Origin of the sequence: Crossiella sp. SN42 (assembly GCF_023897065.1) — a bacterium.
GTDB lineage: Bacteria > Actinomycetota > Actinomycetes > Mycobacteriales > Pseudonocardiaceae > Crossiella.
The window spans coordinates 13,194-31,362 of record NZ_JAMHIV010000029.1; the positions used below are offsets into that span (position 1 = coordinate 13,194).

Here is an 18,169-nt window from a genome sequence, read left to right on the forward strand (position 1 = left end):
CCGCGAGTCCCCCTGCCGTGGAGAGACAATGACATTCTTTCGAAAGCGACTCCTGCTGCCCTTGGCCGTCCTCATCACCCAGTTCACCTTGACGGCGGGCGCGGGCGACGCCCTGGCCGCGCAAGCCGGACAGGACCGCGCGGCCGACTGCGCGCCCGCCGCCAGCACCGCCGCCGCGCCGAAGATCAAGGTCTGGCTGGCCGGTGACTCCACAATGGCCAATCCGAACGGCAGCTGCCCGGCGGGCTGGGGCAGCCAGTTCGGCTCGTTGTTCACCGGCGATGCCACCGTGGTCAACAGCGCCGTCGGCGGGCGCAGTGTGCAGACCTGGCTGTACGAGTCGAATGTCAAGAACACCAAGGGTCCGGACGGTGAGTGCGTGGTCTCCCCGAAGACCTTCGCCAAGCGCTGGCTGGACATGCTCAACCCGGACACCGGCATGCGGGCGGGTGACTACCTGATCATCCAGTTCGGCATCAACGACGGCAGCGCGTCCTGTCCGCGGCACGTCGGATCGGCCCGTTACCAGGAGCTGCTGTCCATGATGGCCAAGGCGGCCAAGGACCGCGGCGCGCACCCGGTGCTGCTGACCCCGGTCTCGGCCCTGCGGTGCCAGGGCGGCACCGCGGTCGCCAGCCGTGGTTTCCTCCGGGAGACCGCGGACGCGGCCACCCGCTCCGGGGCGCCGCTGATCGACCTGCACCGGCTGAGCTACACGCTGTACAACTCGCTGAAGTTCTGCCCGCACGACGGGAACTGGAACACCGGCCCGGTGGGCGCGTTCTTCTGCAACGACCACACCCACTTCGAGCGGGCCGGGGCGCTGCGGATCGCCGGCGTGGTGGCCAAGGCGTTGCGGGACCAGCGGATCGGGCTCGCCTCGTACCTGCGCTAGCGCCTCGCGGCGTGTGGTCCCCCGACCCCGCACGGGGGACCACACGCCCTGGGTCACCGTCCGGCCGTCAGCTCCGCGATCCGGAGGAAGCCGTGCCCGGTGCCCGGCGCGCGGCTGGTCAGGTCCAGCCGGATGCGGCTGGTGCGCACCGGGCTGAAGGTGATCCTGGTCGGCTGACCGGACGCGGTAGCCCACTCGATCCGGGCATTGCGCACCGGGACGAACGCGCGTCCGTCCCAATAGGACACAGCGATGCTCGCGGGCAGCGCGTGCGTGGCATCGGTGATGAACGAGGCCCGCACCGAGCCCGTCCGGCCGGTGTCCGAGGTGGACAGCGACACCCAGTCCTGCTGGTGCGCGCGGCTCACCTCAGGCAGCAGGGCGGTGGCGCGCTTGAGGTAGTAGTTGGACCAGGCGGTGGCCGGGTTGCCATCGAGCATCGCGGCCGGGAGCGTGTCCGCCCGGCCGGAGTAGCTCGCATCCGCCGCGGGCGCGGCCGCGACATCCGCCGGCGCGGCCGGGATTTCGGGTTCGGCGGCTCCGGCGCGGCCGCCGGTGGCCGCGACGGTCGCGGTTCCGTCGCGCAGGCCCGGCGCGCTGGCGGTCACCTGGATGACCGGAGAGGTCTGTCCTGATCGGATGATGGCCAGCGCCTTGCCGTTGAACGCGGTTCGCGAGTTGGCCTGGTAGTTCTCCGCGCTCTCCTGACGCCCGTTGTCCAGCCCGGCAAGGCTGCCGCCGTTGACCCGGAAGGAGATCAGGTTGTCAGCCCCCGGTACGACCACCCCGGCCCGGTCGACGACCTCGGCGGTGACGAAGGTGTGCGACTTGCCATCGGCCTTGGTGGTCTTGCGGTCCGGGGTCAGCTTGATCGCATGCGGTGCGCCCGCGGTGCGGAGCTCATCCCTGGCAACCTCAGAGCCGCCACGCTTGGCGACCGCGACCAGCTGTCCAGGCTGGAACGGCACCGACCACGTGAGGTGCAGCTTGCCCGCGCTGCCGTTGGGACTGGTGTAGCTGCCAGGGAACCGGCCAGTGGTGACGGTCTTGTCGTCCCCGGTCGCTTCGGTGGTCTCCAGGTAGCGGGTGCCATCAACGGTGGTCTTGGTGTCGAACTTGCGTTCTCCCAAGGACTTGCCGTTGAGGAACAGCTCCACGGTGTCGGCGTTGCTGTAGGCCCACACCGAGACCTGATCGCCCGGCTTGTGGTCGGTCCAGTTCATCGGCAGCAGGTGCACCATGGGTTCGGCGGACCACTGGCTGCGGAAGAGGTGGTAGAAGTCCTTGGCGAACCCGGCGGTGTCCACCGCGCCGAAGAACGAGGCCTTCACCGGGAACACGTTGTAGGGCGTGGGCTCGCCGAGGTAGTCGATGCCGGTCCACAGGAACTGCCCGGCGAACCACTTGCGGTCCCGGTCCTTCTTCAGCCCGTACTCACCGCTGTAGGTCCAGGTCTCCAGGTTGTTGTCATAGGAGGAGACGTTGCGACGCCCCGGCGTGAAGTTCTCCCCGGTGTTGAGCTGGTCCGGGTCCTGGTAGTAGCCGCGGGTGGAGGTGGAGGAGGAGGACTCGCTCTCGAAGAAGAACTTGTCCGGGTAGCGGGCGTGCAGCGCGTCGACCGAGGCCGCCGTGTTGTAGTTCAGGCCCATCCCGTCAAGCAGCTTCAGGATCTCGTCCTGCGGCGACCCGGCCGCGGGCACCCGGCGGTACTTGTCCGAGCCCATCACGATCGGCCGGGTGTTGTCCACCGCCCGCACGTCCGCGATGAGCCGCTTGGCGATCGGGACGCCGATCGCCGCGGTGGAGTCCGGGATTTCGTTGCCGATGGACCACATCACCACAGACGGGGAGTTCTTGGCCGCGTGCACCATCTCGCGGATGTCGGCGCTGCTGTGCGCGTCGAAGAAGCGGCCGTAGTCGTACGGGGTCTTGGGGGTGCGCCAGGTGTCGAAGGCCTCGATCTGCAACAGCAGACCCATTTCCTCGCAGGCCTGGGTGAACTCCGGGGCGGGCGGGTTGTGCGAGGTGCGCACGGCGTTGACGCCCATGCTCTTCATGATCTGCAACTGCCGGACGATCGCGTCCTTGCTGATCGCGGAACCAAGGGCGCCCAGGTCGTGGTGCAGGTTGACGCCCTTGAACTTGGTCTCCTTGCCGTTGAGCGAGAAGCCGTTGTCCGGGTGGAAGGCGAAGTAGCGCACACCGGTGCGGGTGGACACCGCGTCCACGGTCTTCCCGCCCACCTTGACCTCGGTGTCCACTGTGTACAGATGCGGCTGCTCCACCGACCACAGCACCGGTTGCTCGATCCGCACATCGGTGCTCGCGGTGCGCGGCTGCGCGGCCAGCTCGGCCCGAGTGGTGCCCTGCCCGACGACCTTGCCGGTGGCGTCCTTGACCGTGGCGGTGATCTCGGCCTGAGCCGGGGAGTTCTCGCTCACCGCGCTGGTCTGCACGCGCATGGTGGCGAAGCCGGACTTGATCGTGTTCGCCAGATCGGGGGTCGTCACGGTCACGCCGTGGCGGGTGACGTGCACCGGGTCGGTGACGACCAGGCGGACGTCGCGGTAGATCCCGCTGCCGGAGTACCAGCGGCTGCTGGGGATCTGGTTGCGGGCCCGGACGCTGAGCACGTCGGGGGTGCCGTTGGTGTGGGCGTGCGGGGTGAGGTCGAGGGCGAAGCCGGTGTAGCCGTAGGGGTGGCGGCCGATGAGCTTGCCGTTGAGGTAGACCTCGGCGTCCATGTAGACACCGTCGAACTCGATGGCCACCTTCTTGCCCGCGACTGATGGTGGCAGGGTGAAGGTCTTGCGGTACCAGCCGAGCCCGCCGGGCAGGAAGGCGGTGCCCGCGGTGGTGTGCGCGTTCTGCACCGGGTTGAGCCCGATGCTCCAGTCGTGCGGCAGCCGCACGTTCCGCCAGGACGGGTCACCCGCACCCGGCTGAGGAGCCTCCGCGCCGGTGGTGTTGACCAAGGAGAACTGCCAGCCGTCGGTGAAGTCGACGGTCCGCCCGGTGGGCTTGACCTGTTCCGCCGCAACGGGTCCGGCCGCCGCGGGAGAGCTGAGCAGCCCGGCCAGGACCGTGCAGCCGAGCAGCAGGCTCGACCATCGTCGTGCCCGTGGTTTCAACAACATCGCACCATCCCATGGTGATCTCTGCACTGATATCGACATCCGTGGTCATGCGTTGCGGAAGCCGTCCAGGGCCGCGGTGGGCCGCCGGGTGCTGGTCCAGGCGGTCATGTCGTAGCCGGTGAACGGCGGGTAGCCCTGCGGCTCCCAGAAGAAGGTGCCCAGGCCGCCAAAACCCTTGAGGCCGGTGATGAACCGCCGCAGCGAACCGCGGGCCTGGATGGAGTTGTGCACCGGCCCGCCGTGCTCGACCTGCATGACCGGCCGGCGCCAGTTGGCCTGGATGGTCCGCATGCTGTTCAGCGCGGCGGTGACCTCGCTGCCCTGGGCGTAGGAGGAAAGCCCGGTGACATCCCACCTGCCGCCGTTGTCGCGGTAGGCGTTGAGGAAGTTCGACACGCTGGCGAACTTCTGCGGCTGGGCGGCGTGCACCAGCACCGGGGTGTCCGGGAAGACCTGTTTGCACTCCCCGTACGCGGCGTTGAGCAGTCCGGTCATCTGGTCGGGCCGGTGGATGCCGCCGACCGGGTGGCAGAGGCCGTTGTTGGTCTCGTTGCCGATCTTCACCCAGCCCGGCGTCACCCCGGCGGACCTGAGCAGCCGCAACGAGCGGGAGACGTAGCCGCGCAGCGCGTCGCGCATCCGCTGGTAGGACATGCCCGTCCAGGCCCGTGGCGGCTGCTGGACGCCGACGGAGTTCCAGGTGTCGCCGAAGTGGAACCCGAGCAGGACCCGCAGGCCCGCCGCCTCGCAGCGGGCGGCCATCCGCACGGTCTCCTCGATACCGCAGTGCCCGTTGACCGGGTGGCTGACCGGGTCGACCCAGGTGCGCAGGCTGACCGCGGTGATGCCGTAGTCCTTGAGGATGGTGAACAGGTCCTGCCGCTGCCCGTGCCGGTTGTGCCAGTAGTAGCCGTTGGCCTCCATCTGCGGCATCCAGCTGATGTCCGCACCCTTGACGAACGGCGCGGCCGGTGTGTCGGCCATGGCGGCGCCCTCCGGCTAGTCGCGGGCTCCGGGAGCCACGAGCGGACAGGTGCTGCGGTAGGCGGTGACGCCGGTCCGGTCCTTCAGCGGGCACAGGAACTGGTGGTATCGGGTGTCGTGGTCGGTGAAGCTCTTCAGCCACGGGATCACCAGCCGCATCTGCAGCGGGTTCGGCCGGGTCGGGAAGGCGTGCCCAGCCCCGGCGAACTCCAGGTAGGCCTTCTCCGTGCCCGCCGGGATCGCCCGGTACAGACCGTCCACATAGGACGGAGTGACGGTGCCGTCGCGCTGACCGGCGATGACCATCGTGGGCACCCGGTCAGCGCTCGGCGGGCCGGAGGGCTTGAACGGCGCCAGCCCGACCGCGGCCTTCAGCGACGGACGTTGCCGCGCCGCGACGAGTGCCCCGCCACCGCCCATGGAGTGGCCCATCACCGCGAGGCGCTTGGCGTCGACCCGGCCGCGCACGGAGCTGCGCTGGGTCAGGTAGTCCAGCGCCGCCAGCAGCTGGGTGCCGCGCGCGGTGTCGTTGTCGTTGCGGCTGTTGGTGTCGATCCCGATGACGACGAACCCGAACGAGGCCAGCCAGTGCCCCATCCAGGCGCCTTCGGCCGCCCAGGTCGCGGTGTAGCCGGGCACGATCGCGATCGCGCCGAACGTGCCCTGTGTGGTGTCCGTCGGGTAGTAGATCTTCCCGCCGCCGAAGCCATTCCCGCGCGGGACGCTCAGCTCCGCGGTGGCGAAGGTGCCGCGGGAGGCGGCGACACTGGCTGAGGTCGGGTTCGGACCGCGCTGGTACGGGTTGTCCGCGGCCAAGGCCGGGACCGCGGCCACGCCGGAGGTGACGACGCCCAGGACGGCGGCGAAGACGGTCACCGCTCGTCGCAGCAGCGGGAGCCGGGATCGCTGGGGTTCAAGGCACGCTGGGGACACGGTGCGGTACCTCTTCCTGTGCGGAGCAGGGGCGGTGCCGGGCGAGGACGGCGTGGCTCACCCAGCCGTCGCCGGGTACGGCGTGCCGGGCGGGCGCTGCGCGGCGGCGGTGCTGTTCGGAAAGCGATCGGGCTCCTCAGTGGAGAGCGCTTTCCGACGGATTGGGCCGTACGCAGTCATCCGATCTCCTCTGACCGGCGGAGGGCGAGCGGGACTGTGAACGTGCACAGTCCGGGCTTGCAGGTGAACCGCTCCGATGAAAGCTTATTCTTACGATTGTTTCAAGGGCGTGTCGGTTAGACTCTGTGAACGTGCACAGGCTGGCCGAGCCATGCCTCAAGCCGACTCGCGGACGACCAGCTCGGTGGGCAGGATGACCGTGGCCGGTCCCTCACCGTTGATCTCGGCCAGCAGCTGGCGCACCATCATCGCGCTGATCCGGTCCCACGGCTGCCGGATCGTGGTCAGCGGGGGCTGGGTGGTGACGGCGACCGAGGAGTCGTCGAAACCACCGACCGCGATGTCCTCGGGCACGCGCAGGCCGGCCCGCTCGATCGCGGCCAGCGCGCCCGCCGCCATCAGGTCCGAGGCGACGAACACCGCGTCGAGGTCCGGTGCCGCGGCCAGCAGTTCGCGCATGCGGGCCTCGCCACTGGCCCGGCTGTAGTCGCCGACCGCGACCAGCCGCTGGTCATGGGCGATGCCGTGCTCGGCGAGCAGTTCGCGGTAGCCGTGCAGCCGGTCCAGGCCGCCGGGGGTGTCCTGCGGACCGGCGATGGTCGCGACGCGCTTGCGGCCGGAGTCGAGCAGGTGGCGCACCATGGTCCTGGCGCCTTCGCGGTCGTCGGAGGCGACGTAGGACAGCGCGCCGCGCTCGCCGAGTGGCTTGCCGCAGCAGACGAAGGGCAGGTTGGCCTGCCGGAGGTGGTCGATCATCGGGTTGCCGCGGTGTGAGGAGACCAGCAGCACGCCGTCGACGTGGTGCGCGGACAGGAAGGGCGCGATCCGGCGGCGCTCGTCCGCGGTGCCCGCGGTGATCAGGATGAGCGGCAGGTCGTGCTCGGCCAGCGCCGTGGTGCAGGCGCGCAGCAGGGTGGTGAAGTTGGGGTCCTCGAAGAACCGGTCCTGGGTCTCGGAGAGCAGGAAGGCCACCGAGCCCGCGCGCTGGGTGACCAGGCTGCGTGCGGCGCGGTTGACCACGTAGCCGAGTTTGCGGATCGCGGTGGTGACGGCTTCCTGGGCGGCTGGGCTGACGTTGTGGCCGCCCTGCAGGACACGGGAGACGGTGCCGCGGGAGACACCGGCGTGCGCGGCCACGTCGTGGATGGTCGGCGGGCGTGCCGCTCGTGCTCGCCGTCGTGGCGCGGTGTCGGTCATCTGGCCTCATCCACTGTCGCTGCTGCCCATGATCTTACCGGCCCCGGTGCCGGGACCTGCCTGCGACGAGGCCACAGCGAAGAGCTATCCCGCTCACAGCAAGTTCTTAGGAAACGGGGCCAGGCTGGAGTCATGACCACGATGGAGAACCGCAGCCGCGTCCACTGGGAAACCGCCACCGACCCCGGCCACCGCAGGGTCAACGCCGACGCCGTGTCCGTGCGCCCCGGCTGGGACGGCATGCGACCCGTCCTCGCCCTGGCCGACGGCATCGGCGACACCGAGAACGCGGCCGACGCCGCCAGGGTCGCGGTCGTCGCCGCCACCGGCACCCTGCCCGCCCGCGGCCCCACCGAGGCCGTGCTGGCCGCCCAGCGCGCGGTGCTCGCCCTGGGCCACACCGGCGACTGCGTGCTGGTGGTGGCCATGCCCTTCGCCGACCAACTCGGCAGCGGCTACCGGATCGCCTGGGTCGGCGACGCCCGCGCCTACCGCTGGGACGGCCACACCCTGACCCGCCTGACCAGCGACCACACCGTGGCCGAGTACTTCCGGCGGCAGGGCATGCACACCACGCCGCGGATGGAGCACATCGTGACCGCCAGCGTGCGCACCGGGCAGCCCAGGGACATCGGACTGGTGGAAACCCGCGAGGAGACCGGCCTGCTGCTGTGCAGCGACGGCGTCTACGGCGGCCTGGACCCGGCCACGATGACCGCGATCGTGGCCAGGCCATCCCGCTTCGGCCCCCGCGCCCAGGAACTGGTCGCGACCGCGATCGACCGGGGCGCCACCGACAACGCCACCGCCGTCCTGCTCAGCCACTGACCTGACCTGGGGACCATTGCGGACGGTGGGTGCCTAACCCAGCGAGCCGTGCACGAAGCACCATCGCCACTTCTCGCCCGGCTCGAAGCTGCGCATCACCGGGTGCTGGCTGTCGCGGAAGTGCCGGGTCGCGTGCTGGGCGGGGCTGGAGTCGCAGCAGGCGACGTGGCCGCAGGTCAGGCACAGGCGCAGGTGCACCCAGGTGGTGCCTTCGGCGAGGCAGTCCCGGCAGCCCTCCTCGGAGTCCGCCGGTACGTGGTAGGGCGCGGACTTGAGGTGTTTGCAGGCCGTGGTGCTGGGCGGGGCCTTGAGCCAGCCGGCGGCGGGGTCGTTGACCAGCTGGGTCGATCTGTCCAACATGGACTCTTCGATGGCCAGCATGTCCAGCACCCTGCGCAGCACCACGTCGTCGGCCGCCTTCTTGTCCCTGGCCGCCAGCAGAGTGTCCATTTCGGACTCCAGCATGGCGCGGCGCAGGCGGCGGTAGGCGAAGCTCGGGGTTTCCAGGTCCTCCTCGGAGCGGCCGAGGGTCTCCCAGGCGGCGTTGACCCGGTTGCTCATCCGGGAGCGCAGGCGGTCCAGCACCTCCGGGGTGTCCTCGGGACGGCGTTCCCGCTCCAGGCGCTCCAGCGCGGCGGTGGTCATGCTCTGCAGCAGCACCGCCTCCTGCAGGGCGTCCTGGGCCGGGTCGGGGGCGGGCAGCCGCAGCTTGCGGACCAGCCAGGGCAGGGTGCCGCCTTGCAGCAGCAGGGTGCCCGCCACCACCACGAACGCGGCCAGCACCAGCACCGGGCGCTGCGGGGTGTCCTCGGGCAGCACGAACACCGCGGCCAGGGTCACCACGCCGCGCATGCCGGCCCACGCGGTCACCGCGGAGTACCGCCAGCGCCAGGCCTTGCGGCCAAAAGCCTTGCGCAGCAACGTGATCCCGACCATCCAGAGGATCCGGCAGAGGATGGTCGCGAGCAGCACCATGGCGCAGGCCAGCACCAGGGTGCCCAGCGACAGGTCGGTGTCGCCGACCTCGGTCAGGATCCGGCGCAGTTGCAGGCCGATGAGCAGGAAGACCACGTTCTCCAGCAGGAACTGGATGGTCTGCCAGTTCACCGTGCCCGCGATCCGGGCCGCGCCGTTGAGCATCCTGGGCTCCCGGTGGCCCAGCATCAGCCCGGCGATCACCACCGCCAGCACGCCGGACCCGTGCACGGCCTCCGCGGCCACGTAGGCGACGTAGGGCACCACCAGCGACATGCCGGTGTCGAAGACCGGGTCCTGCAACCGGGTGCGCAGCACACTGGCCACCTGGCCGACGAGGAGCCCGAGCAGCACGCCCGCGCCCGCGGCGAGCAGGAAGTTCCCGCCGACCTGCCAGAAGCTGACCGCGCCCGCCATGGCCGCGATCGCGGTGCGCAGCGCGACCAGCGCGGCCGCGTCGTTGACCAGGCTCTCGCCCTCCAGCACCCGCACGATGGTGCGCGGCAGGCCCACCTTGCGGGCCACCGCGGTGGCCGCCACCGCATCCGGCGGGGCCACCACCGCGCCGAGGGCGAAGGCCGCGGCCAGCGGCACGCCAGGGATGACCAGCCAGGCCACCGCGCCGACGCCGAGGGTGGTGAACACGACCAGGCCGACCGACAGCAGTCCGATCGGGCCGCGGTTGGCCCGGAAGTCGATCAGCGAGGTGCGGATCGCGGTGGCGTAGAGCAGCGGCGGCAGCAGGCCGATGAGCACCAGGTCCGGGTTGAGCGCGTAGTCCGGCACCCCGGGCAGGAAGGACAGCGCGACCCCGACCACGATCAGGCACAGCGGGGCGGACAGGTTCAGCACCTTCGCCAGGAAGCTCACCGCGAGCACCGCGACGACCAGCCCGATGATCTCCACCGCGATCTCCATGGGCAACAGCATGAACCACCGCGCCGCTGGTCACCGCACGTGCCACCCGATGATGTCGGTGCGGCGGGTTAGCTTCGCACCTGTGCTCAGAACCATCGCTGTGGAGAACTACCGGTCCCTGCGCGAGCTGGTGCTGCCCTTGCGTGAGCTGAACCTGGTCACCGGCGCCAACGGCAGCGGCAAGTCCAGCCTCTACCGGGCGCTGCGGCTGCTCGCCGACGCCGCGCGCAACGGCGCGGTGGCCGCGCTGGCCAGGGAGGGCGGCCTGCAGTCCACCCTGTGGGCGGGGCCGGCGGTGATCGGCAAGGGCGTGCGCGAGGGCCGGTACGCGGTGCAGGGCACGGTGCGCAAGGAGCCGGTCGGGCTGCGGCTGGGCTTCGCCGGGGACGACTTCGGCTACGCGATCGACCTCGGCCTGCCCATCCCCGGCGAGACCGCGTTCGCGCTGGACCCGGAGATCAAGTCCGAGGCGGTCTGGCAAGGGCCGGTCTTCGCGCAGAAGAAGCTGTTCGCGCAGCGGCACAACGGGGCGGTGCTGCTGCGCGGGGCCACCGGGGCCTGGGGCGAGGACACCTTCCGGATCCGGCCCTACGACAGCCTGCTCAGCGAGTTCACCGACCCGAGGGTGGCGCCGGAGGTGGTGCTGCTGCGGGAGCGGATCCGGTCCTGGCGGTTCTACGACCACTTCCGCACCGACGCCGACGCCCCGGCCCGGCAGGCCCGGCTGGGCACCCGCACCCCGGTGCTCAGCCAGGACGGCGCCGACCTGGCCGCCGCGGTGCAGACCATCCTGGAGATCGGCGAACCGGACGCGCTCAGCCTGGCCGTCGAGGACGCCTTCCCCGGCTCGCGGCTCTCGGTGGGGCACGCCGACGGGCGGTTCGAGCTGTCCCTGCGCCAGCACGGGCTGCTGCGCCCGCTGCGCGCCGCCGAGCTCTCCGACGGCACGCTGCGCTACCTGCTGTGGGTGGCCGCGCTGCTCAGCCCCAGGGTGCCGGAGCTGTTCGTGCTCAACGAGCCGGAGACCAGCCTGCACCCCGACCTGCTGCCCTCGCTGGCCAGGCTGATCGTCACCGCGGCGAAGAACACCCAGGTCGTGGTGGTCTCGCACGCGCGGCCGCTGATCGCCGCGATCGAGGCGGGCGCCGAGGAGACCGGGGCCGACCTGGGCGCGGTGGAGCTGGTCAAGGAGCTGGGGGAGACCCGGATCGAGGGCCAGGGCCGCCTCGACCGGCCCTCCTGGCACTGGCCGAAGCGCTAGCGCCCGCCAGGCTCAGCTGGCCGGGCCGCGCGCGACGTGGATGTTCATGTCGGTGAAGTCCAGGGTGACGTGGAAGGGCTTGTAGAAGCTGTGCGAGAGGTGGGCCAGCTGCTCGAACCCCTCGCGGCCGGGCCCGGACGGTGCGCCCGCGTAGCAGTAGGCGTCCCTGGCGACGGCGTTGCCGAGGCGGACCTCCTTCGGGTAGCCACGCTGCCCCGGCTGAACAGCAGGTGCTCCTGGGCCAGCCACAGCGGCAGGGGCTGGGCGCCTGCTTGTTCGGCCTCGGCGCGGATCTTCCTGGCCGTCTCGGGGGTTCTGCGGCGCAGGATCAGCGACCGGTCCGCGTAGTCGACGGTGGTCAGGAAGTGGTACAGGATCCAGGTGCCGATCATGCCGTCATCGGACTGCTCGCCGGAGTCCCCGTCCGACCAGCGCACCGGAATGTCGCGCAGTCCGGCTTCCTCGGCCGCCTTCGCCGACACTCCCAGCGAGTCGACGCGGGTGTAGAAGGAGAACCGCTTCAGTGGCCAGCCGTTGAGCGATGCCGCCACCTGCGGAATCGGGTCGAGCTGCACAAAGGGCGCCCGCCCGGTGTCGCCGTGGATCTCATACGGCCGGCCGTGGAAGGCCGCGAACAACGTGGCATAAGCCTGGTAGCCGACCGCTTTCCAGTGTGGTGCGGCCAGGGCGAACTTGTCCTGCCGGGTGTAGCAGTCGGCCAGGAACCGGTGGGCCTCCCGGTCGCCGGGCGCCAGTTCGATGGCCTTCTTGAGGTATTTCTCGGTGTCCGGGAAATTGTTGCACAGCAATCCCACATAGCCGCGCCGACGGGCGGCGTGCACATTTCCCGGGTCCTTTTTCAGGATTTCCTCGTACGCGCGACCGGCCTGCTCGAAATGCCCGGCCCGGAACAGCGCGTCCGCGTCACCACCGGGACTGGCCTGGGCCGTGGTGGGCTCGCCCAGCAGTGGCGCGGCCGTGGCGACCCCGGCCAGCGCGGCCATGGCCCGCAACACCCGCGATATGCCTTCCGCCGGCGGGTTGGCGAGAATGGGCGCATGTCGACTCTGTTCTCCCGGATCATCGCCGGTGAGCTGCCCGGCCGCTTCGTCTGGCGCGAGGCGGAGGTCTCCGCGTTCCTGAGCATCGCGCCGCTGCGGCCCGGCCACACCCTGGTCGTGCCGCACGCCGAGGTCGACCAGTGGACCGAGGCCGACCCGGAACTGCTCGGTCGCTGTATGGCAATCGCACAGGTCATCGGGCAGGGTGTGCAACGTGCGTGGGCGGCGCCGAGGGCCGGGCTGATCGTGGCCGGGTTCGAGGTTCCGCACCTGCACGTGCACGTGTCGCCAGTCTGGGACATGGACGATTTCGACTTCAGCCGGGTAGAGATGGAATCGGACGGCGCGAAGCTCGACGACGCGATGCACCGGCTACGGGTGGCCCTGCGCGAGCTGGGTCACGAGGAACACGTGCCTGCCGACTAGGGGCAGGCGGAGGAGGGGGAACCCGGTGCGGCGGATGTTCTGGAAGCTGCTGCGTGGGAAGGCCGAGCGGGCGCGGTCCCGGTCGGCCAAGCTGGTCGTGGCCTCGGGCGCGCACGCCGAGTGGGCGGCCGGGTTCACCGACGCCGAGCTCACCGCGGCCGCCGCCGAGCACGTGGACGACCTGCTGAAGTTCCTCGCCATCGCCCGTGAGGCCGCCGAACGCTCGATCGGCGAGCGGCCCTTCGACGAGCAGCTGCTGGGCGCGGCCCGGATGCTGGCCGGGGACGTGGTGGAGATGGCCACCGGCGAGGGCAAGACCCTGGCCGGCGCGATCGCCGCGGCCGCCTTCGCGCTGCGCGGGCGCTCGGTGCACGTGGTCTCGGTCAACGACTACCTGGCCCGCCGCGACGCGGAGTGGATGGCCCCGCTCTATGACCTCCTCGGCGTCTCGGTCAGCTGGGTCGGCTCGGTGTCCACCAAGGCCGAGCGCCGCGCCGCCTACGCCGCCCAGGTCACCTACGCCCCGGTCAGCGAGATCGGCTTCGACCTGCTCCGCGACCGGCTGGCCACCTCGGTGGCAGCCCTGGTCGCGCCGGACAACGACGTGGCCATCGTGGACGAGGCCGACTCGGTGCTGGTCGACGAGGCCAGGGTGCCGCTGGTGCTGGCAGGCGCCGCCGAGGGCGTGGCGCCCTCCCGCTCGATCACCGAACTGGTCCGCACGCTGCGGCCGGGCGTGGACTTCACCGCCGACCAGGAGGGCCGCAACGTCGCCCTCACCGACGTCGGCGCGGCCGTGGTGGAGGCCTCCCTGGAGATCGACCTCTACTCCGAGGAGCACATCTCCAGCACGCTCACCCTGGTCAACCTGGCCCTGCACGCCCGCGTGCTGCTGGTCAAGGACGTGCACTACCTGGTCAAGGACGGCCAGGTGCACCTGATCAACGAGTCCCGCGGCCGGGTGGCCAACCTGCAGCGCTGGCCGGACGGCCTGCAGGCCGCGGTGGAGGCCAAGGAGGGCCTGGCCCCCAGCGAGTCCGGCGAGGTGCTGGACACCATGACCGTGCAGGGCTTCATCCGCCGCTACCGCACCGTCTGCGGCATGACCGGCACCGCCGTGGTCGCCGCCGAACAGCTCCAGACCTTCTACAACCTGGAGGTCGCCCAGATCCCGCCGCACCAGCCGTGCGTGCGGGTGGACGAGCCGGACCGCCTCTTCGACACCGTCGAGGAGAAGGAGACCGCGATCGTCGAGCACGTGCTGGAGGTGCACGCCACCGGCCAGCCGATCCTGCTCGGCACCCTGGACGTGGCCGAGTCCGAGCGCCTGGCCGAGCGGCTGCGCGCGGCCGGGGTCGAGTGCACGGTGCTCAACGCCAAGAACGACGCCAAGGAAGCCGCGATCATCGCCGAGGCCGGCACCTACGGCACGGTCACCGTGTCCACCCAGATGGCCGGGCGCGGCACCGACATCCGCCTGGGCGGCGCGGACCAGCGTGACGCCGAGCGGGTGCGGGAGACCGGCGGCCTCTACGTCATCGGCACCGGCCGTCAGCTCAGCCGCCGCCTGGACGACCAGCTCCGCGGCCGCGCCGGACGGCAGGGCGACCCCGGCCGCTCGGTGTTCTTCGTCAGCCTCACCGACGAGCTGGTGCTGCGCTACGGCCCGGTGCGCAACGCCAAGATGATCGACCACCTGCAGCGGGTGGCCGACGCCGAGATGCTCACCGTGCACAGCAACACCTGGCGCTACAACCAGCTGCTGGAGCACCAGCGCGACCAGCTGGCCAAGGAGCGCGAGGAGGTGCTGCGCACCGACCGGGCGCTCAAGGACCTGGAGGAGCCCTGCGCCGAGCGGCTCAAGGAGCTGCGCGCGCAGGACATCCCGGAGGAGGTCCTGATCGAGGCGGCCCGGCAGGTCACCCTGCACCACATGGACCGCTGCTGGGCCGACCACCTCGCACTGCTGGCCGAGCTGCGCGAAACCATCCACCTGCGCGCGCTGGCCAGGGAGAACCCGCTCGACGAGTTCCACCGGGTGGCCATCCCGGCCTTCCGCCAGGACCTGCCCGCCGAGCTGAAGGCCAGGGTGGTGGAGACCTTCACCGCGGTGCCGATCACCGCCGAGGGCGCCGACCTGCCCGCGGCCGGGGTCATCCGGCCCACCTCCACCTGGACCTACATGGTGCAGGACAACCCCAGCGGCTCCGAGCTGGACCGCTCCATCGACGGCATCGCCAAGCTGATGCGCCGCCGCTCCGGCAAGGTCAGCGCACCGGCCGATACCTGAGCTGCACCACCCCGGAGGCGGCGAACTCGCGGCTGCCCAGCAACTCCAGCCGTTCCGGGCGCTCGGTGAACACCGGGCGCCCCGCGCCCAGCCGCAGCGGGTAGACCAGCAGCCGGTACTCGTCCACATAGGACGCCAGCGCGCGGGCCGTCTCGGCGCCGGCGAAGACCGCGATGTCCTTGCCCTGCTGGGCTTTCAGCTCGGTGATCTCGGCGTGCAGGTCCGCGCCGATCCGCTGGGCCGGGGTCCAGTGCAGCTCCGGCTCGCTCCTGGACAGGACCAGCTTCATGATCGAGTTCATCAGCCGGGTGTGCTCGCGGTCCACCGGCTTCTCGGTCGGCCCGTCCATCCAGTACCCGGCGAGCTCGCGGTAGGCGGTGTGGCCGAAGATCATCGCGTCGATGCCGCGCAGCTGCTCGGCCATCAGTTCCGACAGCTCCGGATCGTCCACCATGATCCAGTCCAGCTCGCCCTCCGGCCCGCAGGCGAACCCGTCCAGGCTCATCGAGATCGACAGGTACAGCTTCCGCATGAGTCCTCCTCGCTGTGACGTCACCAGTTGTGACGCCGGCGAGGGCCAAAACTCATCGGTCAGGCCGAGTCCCGGTGCACCAGGGTCGGCTCGAACAGCACCGCGGCCGGTGGCACCTCCGGGTTGTCCACCCTGGTCAGCACCTGTCTGGCCAGCTCGGCGGCCATGTCCTCGACCGGCTGGCGGACCGTGGTCAGCGGCGGCTCGCAGGCCAGCGCCGCGCTGCTGTCGTCGAAGCCGACCACGGCCACGTCCGCCGGCACCCGCCGCACGTGCCGCCGCAGCACCGGCAGCGCGCCCTGCGCCATCAGGTCCGAGGCCACGAACACCGCGTCCAGCTCCGGCTCCGCGGCCAGCAGCCGACTCATCGCGGCGGCCCCGCCGTCCCGGCTGAAGTCGCCCTCGGCGACCAGCGGCGCGGACTGGCCCAGTGCCGTCAGGGTGTCCCGGAAACCGTGCAGGCGGCCCTGACCGGCCGGCGCGTCCAGCGGTCCGGTGATGGTGGCGAAGCGGCGGCGGCCCAGCGCGTGCAGGTGCCGGGCGGCCAGCGCCCCGCCCGCGGCCTGGTCCACGTCCACGTGCGTGATCCGCGCCGAGGTCTGCGGTTTCCCGGCCAGCACCACCGGCAGGCGGGCCTTGACCAGCTGGCCGGGCAGCGGGTCCTGCGGGTAGGTGTGGATCAGGATCACCCCGTCCAGGCGGCCCTGGCGCAGGTCGGTGACCACCTGCTCCCTGGTGTGCCGGCCGGTCATCAGCAGCACCAGGTGCAGGCCGAGCGGGGTGAGCACGCTGGTCACCCCGCTGACCACCCGGCCGAAGAACGGGTCGCCCAGGATCCGGCTCTCCTCGGGCAGCACCAGCGCGATCGCCTCCGCGCGCCGGGTGACCAGCGCGCGGGCCGCCAGGTTGGGCAGGTAGCCGGTCTCGGAGATGGCCCGCTCCACCGCCTGGCGCAGTGACTCGTCCACGCTGGCCTTGCCGTTGACCACCCTGGACACCGTCGCCCGCGACACCCCCGCGACCCGCGCCACGACCTCCAGGGTCACGCGGTCGGCCGAGGGGCGGCGGGAGCCGGACACCTGATCTTTATACCGGCTCCCGCCGACCGCTCAGCCGCGTCCGAGCTGGTCCAACCGGGCGAGCTCGGCCTTGCGCCCCTCGGTCATCCGAGCGGCCGCGTCCTTGGTGGCAGGGTGGGCGAGCGAGCCAGCGGACCCGGCCACGGTGGCCGACTCGGTGAGGTGCGCGCGCAGCAGCCGGGCGAACTCCCGGTCGAAGTCCGGGGCCGCGGCCAGCGCGGTCAGCTCCGGCTCGGTCGGCATGCCCGGCATGTCGTGGCCCTCGTGGTTGTTCACGTAGGCCACCCCGGCCTGGCGCAGCAGCTCGTGCAGCGCGGCCAGCTCCGCCCGCCGGGCCGCGGCCAGATCCGTTGCCAGCTCCCGAAGTCCGGGCCCGGCTCGCCGCGCGCCCGCGTCCAGCAGCTTCACCGCCTGGTCGTCGGTGGCGATGACCAGCTCGACGAAGGCGGTCTCAGCCGGTCCGAAGGCCGCCGCCGCCGTCGGCGAGGGCGTGGACGGCGGCGGGGCCTCCGCCCGCTGGGCGCAGCCGGTCAGGCCGAGCACCAGCAGGACGGCCACCACGATCCCCCTCATCCGGGCACCCCGGCGTGCAGGCAGGACCAGCGCGCGATGCTCTCGCTCGGCCCGGTGGCCTTGGCGTTGCCCGCCAGGACCGCGAACAGGGCGGGGCGTCTCTTCGTCAGGGCAGAAGCCATTGCGGAACTCCCTCTCACTTGGCATCGGGCCCGACGCGAACGTGGGGAGAGAGCGCTCCCAGTCAGCACTATGGCGCTGGGCGGCGAGAACCGGCAACCGCCGTTCGGATGAGCGGGCAGTCGCCGGGAAGCGCTCTCCCTGCCCGCACTTGTCACCCCTTAGGTGCCGTTTGCCCGTGTCTCCTTGCCGCGCATTTCCGCTGCTACCTAGGATGTTGATCAACAGCAACGACTGGCCGCAGGGCGATTTCCCCGGTCAGCGGGGGCTTTCTGGCCGTCAGTGCGGACGGCACACAGTCGGGGTGTGAGGGAAGGAAGGGGCCACGTATGGACGTGGACCGCTGGGCCGTGGAGGAGGCAGCCACACGGCTGGTCCGCACAGCGGGCAGATCGGCCTTACCGGGTGGCGGCGACGGCGCGCGTCCAGGTTGAGGACGCGCGTCGTCGCCGCCATCGTCGTCGGTCCCTCAGCTGAGGGAGCACTCAAGCCCGTAGGAACTTTCTCCCCATGCCTTGGTCGCTGATCATCGTGCTAGTCATTCTCGTTGCGGGAGGTGCGCTGGTCCTCGTGCTGGGCCGGTTGCTGATCGCGGCCGATCAGGCCCTTGACCGGGCCCACCAGAAGATGCTCACCGGTGGACCCACCCGGTGGCACCGGATGGCGCACCACCCCCGCCGCTGGTTCGTGGTGCGCTGCCACCACTGCCTCACCGAGGCGATGGAGCAGCGGCGAGTCCTGCGCGAGCAGCGGAAACTGGTCCCCGAACCGGTGGACTGA

General features: G+C 71.1%; 16 protein-coding genes. 6 read left to right on the forward strand and 10 right to left on the reverse strand.

Going from position 1 to position 18,169, the window contains the following annotated elements; all coding sequences use genetic code 11:
* Positions 1–28 precede the first annotated feature (28 nt).
* Positions 29–895, forward strand: a complete 867-nt coding sequence (locus M8C13_RS31035; protein WP_252484303.1) for a GDSL-type esterase/lipase family protein — start codon at positions 29–31, stop codon at positions 893–895.
* Positions 896–948: 53 nt separating this feature from the next.
* Here M8C13_RS31035 and M8C13_RS31040 read toward each other — a convergent pair whose 3' ends face one another.
* The 4 genes from M8C13_RS31040 to M8C13_RS31055 form a co-directional block, all read right to left on the reverse strand.
* Positions 949–4,032, reverse strand: coding sequence for a glycoside hydrolase family 2 TIM barrel-domain containing protein (locus M8C13_RS31040; protein ID WP_252484304.1), 3,084 nt, complete (start codon positions 4,030–4,032; stop codon positions 949–951).
* A 45-nt stretch (positions 4,033–4,077) separates the two neighbouring features.
* Entirely contained in the window at positions 4,078–5,016 is a 939-nt protein-coding gene (locus M8C13_RS31045) for a glycosyl hydrolase 53 family protein (RefSeq protein WP_252484305.1), read from the reverse strand.
* A gap of 15 nt (positions 5,017–5,031) precedes the next feature.
* Positions 5,032–5,892 carry a dienelactone hydrolase family protein gene (locus M8C13_RS31050; RefSeq protein WP_252484306.1) on the reverse strand — a complete coding sequence of 287 codons (861 nt, stop codon included), beginning with the start codon at positions 5,890–5,892 and terminating at the stop codon, positions 5,032–5,034.
* 393 nt (positions 5,893–6,285) lie between these two features.
* The gene (locus tag M8C13_RS31055; RefSeq protein ID WP_252484307.1) at positions 6,286–7,326 is read right to left on the reverse strand and encodes a LacI family DNA-binding transcriptional regulator; all 1,041 of its coding nucleotides are present in this window, start codon (positions 7,324–7,326) and stop codon (positions 6,286–6,288) included.
* 132 nt (positions 7,327–7,458) lie between these two features.
* Between M8C13_RS31055 and M8C13_RS31060 the strand changes: the two genes are divergently transcribed.
* Positions 7,459–8,154, forward strand: coding sequence for a PP2C family serine/threonine-protein phosphatase (locus tag M8C13_RS31060; protein ID WP_252484308.1), 696 nt, complete (start codon positions 7,459–7,461; stop codon positions 8,152–8,154).
* Positions 8,155–8,187: 33 nt separating this feature from the next.
* Here the strand turns inward: M8C13_RS31060 and M8C13_RS31065 are convergent, their stop codons facing one another.
* Entirely contained in the window at positions 8,188–10,047 is a 1,860-nt protein-coding gene (locus M8C13_RS31065; protein WP_252484413.1) for a Na+/H+ antiporter, read from the reverse strand.
* Positions 10,048–10,129: 82 nt separating this feature from the next.
* Here M8C13_RS31065 and M8C13_RS31070 point away from each other — a divergent pair, with 82 nt between their 5' ends.
* The gene (locus M8C13_RS31070) at positions 10,130–11,308 is read left to right on the forward strand and encodes an AAA family ATPase (protein WP_252484309.1); all 1,179 of its coding nucleotides are present in this window, start codon (positions 10,130–10,132) and stop codon (positions 11,306–11,308) included.
* A gap of 44 nt (positions 11,309–11,352) precedes the next feature.
* Here the strand turns inward: M8C13_RS31070 and M8C13_RS31075 are convergent, their stop codons facing one another.
* Positions 11,353–12,312, reverse strand: a complete 960-nt coding sequence (locus tag M8C13_RS31075) for a M48 family metallopeptidase (RefSeq protein WP_252484310.1) — start codon at positions 12,310–12,312, stop codon at positions 11,353–11,355.
* A gap of 54 nt (positions 12,313–12,366) precedes the next feature.
* Between M8C13_RS31075 and M8C13_RS31080 the strand changes: the two genes are divergently transcribed.
* Both M8C13_RS31080 and secA2 read left to right on the forward strand, forming a co-directional pair.
* On the forward strand, positions 12,367–12,795 hold the full coding sequence (locus M8C13_RS31080) for an HIT family protein (protein ID WP_252484311.1): 429 nt from the start codon (positions 12,367–12,369) through the stop codon (positions 12,793–12,795).
* A gap of 34 nt (positions 12,796–12,829) precedes the next feature.
* Entirely contained in the window at positions 12,830–15,085 is a 2,256-nt protein-coding gene (secA2, locus tag M8C13_RS31085; protein ID WP_252484414.1) for an accessory Sec system translocase SecA2, read from the forward strand.
* Here secA2 and M8C13_RS31090 read toward each other — a convergent pair.
* The 4 genes from M8C13_RS31090 to M8C13_RS44765 are packed head-to-tail and all read right to left on the reverse strand — an operon-like array spanning position 15,063 to position 17,391.
* Positions 15,063–15,617, reverse strand: coding sequence for a dihydrofolate reductase family protein (locus M8C13_RS31090; protein WP_252484312.1), 555 nt, complete (start codon positions 15,615–15,617; stop codon positions 15,063–15,065). The two genes, secA2 and M8C13_RS31090, sit on opposite strands and share 23 nt — an antisense overlap.
* Positions 15,618–15,676: 59 nt before the next feature.
* Positions 15,677–16,696, reverse strand: coding sequence for a LacI family DNA-binding transcriptional regulator (locus M8C13_RS31095; RefSeq protein ID WP_252484313.1), 1,020 nt, complete (start codon positions 16,694–16,696; stop codon positions 15,677–15,679).
* A gap of 30 nt (positions 16,697–16,726) precedes the next feature.
* Entirely contained in the window at positions 16,727–17,269 is a 543-nt protein-coding gene (locus tag M8C13_RS31100) for a DUF305 domain-containing protein (RefSeq protein ID WP_252484314.1), read from the reverse strand.
* Complete coding sequence (locus M8C13_RS44765; protein WP_256510023.1) at positions 17,266–17,391, reverse strand: hypothetical protein; 126 nt, start codon at positions 17,389–17,391, stop codon at positions 17,266–17,268. Before M8C13_RS44765 ends, M8C13_RS31100 begins: the two co-directional genes overlap by 4 nt.
* A 508-nt stretch (positions 17,392–17,899) precedes the next feature.
* On the opposite strand from M8C13_RS44765, the gene M8C13_RS31105 reads away from it, so the two are divergent.
* Positions 17,900–18,169 carry a hypothetical protein gene (locus M8C13_RS31105; protein ID WP_252484315.1) on the forward strand — a complete coding sequence of 90 codons (270 nt, stop codon included), beginning with the start codon at positions 17,900–17,902 and terminating at the stop codon, positions 18,167–18,169.

Bases quoted from the DNA above. Each gene is read 5' to 3' on its own strand.
- M8C13_RS31035 (WP_252484303.1), top strand. From the start codon at position 29: ATGACATTCTTTCGAAAGCGACTCCTGCTGCCCTTGGCCGTCCTCATC.
- M8C13_RS31040 (WP_252484304.1), bottom strand. From the start codon at position 4,032: ATGTTGTTGAAACCACGGGCACGACGATGGTCGAGCCTGCTGCTCGGC.
- M8C13_RS31045 (WP_252484305.1), bottom strand. From the start codon at position 5,016: ATGGCCGACACACCGGCCGCGCCGTTCGTCAAGGGTGCGGACATCAGC.
- M8C13_RS31055 (WP_252484307.1), bottom strand. From the start codon at position 7,326: ATGACCGACACCGCGCCACGACGGCGAGCACGAGCGGCACGCCCGCCG.
- M8C13_RS31060 (WP_252484308.1), top strand. From the start codon at position 7,459: ATGACCACGATGGAGAACCGCAGCCGCGTCCACTGGGAAACCGCCACC.
- M8C13_RS31065 (WP_252484413.1), bottom strand. From the start codon at position 10,047: ATGGAGATCGCGGTGGAGATCATCGGGCTGGTCGTCGCGGTGCTCGCG.
- M8C13_RS31075 (WP_252484310.1), bottom strand. From the start codon at position 12,312: ATGGCCGCGCTGGCCGGGGTCGCCACGGCCGCGCCACTGCTGGGCGAG.
- M8C13_RS31080 (WP_252484311.1), top strand. From the start codon at position 12,367: ATGTCGACTCTGTTCTCCCGGATCATCGCCGGTGAGCTGCCCGGCCGC.
- secA2 (WP_252484414.1), top strand. From the start codon at position 12,830: ATGTTCTGGAAGCTGCTGCGTGGGAAGGCCGAGCGGGCGCGGTCCCGG.
- M8C13_RS31090 (WP_252484312.1), bottom strand. From the start codon at position 15,617: ATGCGGAAGCTGTACCTGTCGATCTCGATGAGCCTGGACGGGTTCGCC.
- M8C13_RS31100 (WP_252484314.1), bottom strand. From the start codon at position 17,269: ATGAGGGGGATCGTGGTGGCCGTCCTGCTGGTGCTCGGCCTGACCGGC.
- M8C13_RS44765 (WP_256510023.1), bottom strand. From the start codon at position 17,391: ATGGCTTCTGCCCTGACGAAGAGACGCCCCGCCCTGTTCGCGGTCCTG.
- M8C13_RS31105 (WP_252484315.1), top strand. From the start codon at position 17,900: ATGCCTTGGTCGCTGATCATCGTGCTAGTCATTCTCGTTGCGGGAGGT.